Source organism: Mycobacterium sp. (assembly GCF_040398885.1).
GTDB lineage: Bacteria > Actinomycetota > Actinomycetes > Mycobacteriales > Mycobacteriaceae > Mycobacterium.
Genome location: NZ_JBBATF010000255.1, coordinates 1 through 2696, shown reverse-complemented (window position 1 = coordinate 2696; position 2696 = coordinate 1). Strand labels below are relative to the sequence as shown.

At 70.1% G+C, this 2696-nt stretch carries 1 protein-coding gene and 1 pseudogene; both read right to left on the bottom strand.

Annotated elements, in window-relative coordinates:
- Positions 1-33 precede the first annotated feature (33 nt).
- Positions 34-2268: a molybdopterin-dependent oxidoreductase gene (locus tag ADBZ5U_RS15660; RefSeq protein WP_526811730.1), complete on the bottom strand. Its 2235-nt coding sequence runs from the start codon at positions 2266-2268 to the stop codon at positions 34-36.
- Between the two features lie 60 nt (positions 2269-2328).
- A pseudogene (locus ADBZ5U_RS15655) lies at positions 2329-2696 on the bottom strand (dihydroxy-acid dehydratase); the annotation flags it as partial.

The following is a 2696-nucleotide window of genomic DNA, read 5'->3' as shown; positions in this document are numbered from 1 at the left end:
CCAAGGGCTGGGACGGTTTCGTCCTGGCCCGGGTCAGACGGCCATGACCTGAACCGGCACACCGTTGAGTACCGCGGTGCCCGACAGCGGCTCGATCAGGGAAGCGTCCAGCAGGCTGTTCGCGTTCACGCCGGGTTGGGCCGCGGCCACCGAGAGCATGCTGCCCGGCGCGGTGTGACCCCAGCCGTGCGGCAGCGACACCACCCCGGGGCGGATGGCGTCGGTGATCTCCACCGGCACCTGGAGTTTGCCCGCCGGCCCGGTGATCACCGCCATATCCGTCACGCCCAGCACTGCGGCGTCGTCGGGATGGATCTGCAGGGTGCAGCGGTTGCTGCCGCCGGCCAGAGCGGGCAGGTTGTGCATCCAGCTGTTGTTGGACCGCAGATGCCGGCGGCCGATGAGCAGGAATCCGTCCGTCCCCGATTCCAGCGACTTCTGCAGCCGCGGTATGTCGGCCAGGATCGGTTCCGGCGCCAATTCCACCTTCCCGGAAGGGGTTCGGAGGACCTCGGGGATACGCGCAGTGAGCGGGCCGAGGTCGATGCCGTGCGGGTTGTCCTTGAGGCGCTGCAGCGTCAGGCCGCCCGGGTGGGCGCCGAAGGCGTCACCGAACGGGCCGAGCCGCAGCATCATGTCCAGTCGCCGCTCGTGGCCCGGTCCGGCGGGGAGCATCGCGGCGAGTTCGGTGACGTCGCGTCCGGCCACGGGGGAGTCGGGGTCGGCGGCCTCCCTGCACAGAACGGCCGAAATGATTTGGTCGTCAACCAGTTTCGGATCCGCGTCGGTGCCCAGCCCGAGGATGCCCAGCGCCAGCCGGGAGATGATCTGCGCCTCGTCGGGCCGGCCGTCGGGCAGCCCGAAGACCGGCGGCGAGTAGCGGGCGTTGCCGCGGACGGCCACCCCGGACAGGGCCACGTCGAAGTGGGCGGTGTGCGAGGGCGGCGGCGGCGGCAGGATGACGTCGGCGTGGCTGGTGGTCTCGTTGAGGTAAGGGTCGATGCTGACCATGAAATCCAGGCTGTCCAGCGCCGCCGACAGCCGATCGCCGTCGGGCGCGGAGAGCACCGGGTTGCCCGCGATCGTCACCAGGGCGCGGATCTGGCCGTCGCCCCCGGTCTCGATCTCCTCCGGCAGCAGCGCCGTCGGAAGCTCGGACAGCACCTCGGGATGGCCGGAAACCCGGCTGTGCCAGCGGCCGATCGAGAATCCGCGACCGGGGCGGGCCGGTCTGGGGGCGGCGCCGATCGGGGAACTGGTGAACATCGCCCCGCCCGGCCGGTCGAGGTTGCCGGTGAGCACGTTGACCACGTCGACCAGCCAACTGGCGAGCGTGCCGAACCGGACGGTGGAGGTGCCGATCCGGCCGTAGACCGCCGATCGCGGGCCGGCGGCGATGTCGCGGGCGAGGTCGCGGATCTCCTGCGCGCTCACCCCGCAGTGTTCGGCGACCGTCTCCGGGGGGAACTCCAGCGCCGCGGCGCGAACCTGCGCGACCCCGGTGACGAACGCGGCGATGCCGCCTAGTTCGGGGTCGACGAGATCCTCGTCGAAGAGCACGTTGACCACCGCGAAAAGCAGTGCGGCGTCGCTGCCCGGGCGCGGGGCGATGTGCCGGTCGGCCATCTCGGCGGTGCGGGTGCGCTTGGGGTCGATGACGGTGAGCCGACCGCCGCGGCGTTTGAGTGCCTTGAGCTTGCCGCCGAAATCGGCTGCGGTGGCGACGCTTCCGTTGGAGACCAGCGGGTTGGCTCCGATCACGACGAGATGATCGGTGCGGTCAAGATCGGGCACGGTGAAGGCGAACGGGTTCCCGTACAGATAACCGCAGGCAACGTGTTTGGGCATCTGATCCAGCGTGCTCGCCGAAAACACCTGCCGGGTCTTCAGCGCTCGCACCAACTGCGGTGCGTAGAGCCCACCGGCGATGGTGTGGGCGTTGGGGTTGCCCAAGTAGACCCCGACCGAGGCATCCGCGTCGGCCTGCACCCGTTGCAGACCTTCGACGGCCACCGCCAGCGCTTCGGCCCAGCCGGCTTCCACCAGTTCGCCGTCCCGACGCACGAGCGGGGTGAGCAACCGGTCGGGGTCGTTGTCCAACTCGGCGAAACTGGCGCCCTTCGGGCAGATGTAACCGTGGCTGAAGACGTCGTCACGGTCCCCACGGGCACCGGTGACCCGGCCGGCACCGTCCTCGTCGACAACCGTGAGGACCAACCCGCAGGTCGCCTCACAAAGCGGACAGATACGAAGTGCGGTGCGGCTCATCTTTGTCACTGTGCGCCAACGCGGGACGCCAGGCAAGCCCTCCCGACCGAAACCGGCCGGTCAGTCGCAGACCGCGCCGCCCGCGGCGGAGCCGACCAGCTTGCAGTACTTGGCCAGCACACCACTGGTGTACCGCGGTGGCGGCGGGGCGAAGCCCACCCTGCGGGCTTCCATTTCCGCGGCGTCGACGAGGATGTCGAGGCTCTGGTTGGCGACGTCGAGGCGGATGCGGTCACCGTCGGCGACGAACGCAATGGGTCCGGCGTCCACGGCTTCCGGGGCGACGTGGCCGACGCACAACCCGGTGGTGCCACCGGAAAACCTGCCGTCGGTGAGCAGCAGCACGTCCTTACCCAGCCCGGCGCCCTTGATGGCGCCGGTGATGGCCAGCATCTCCCGCATACCCGGCCCGCCCTTGGGTCCCTCGT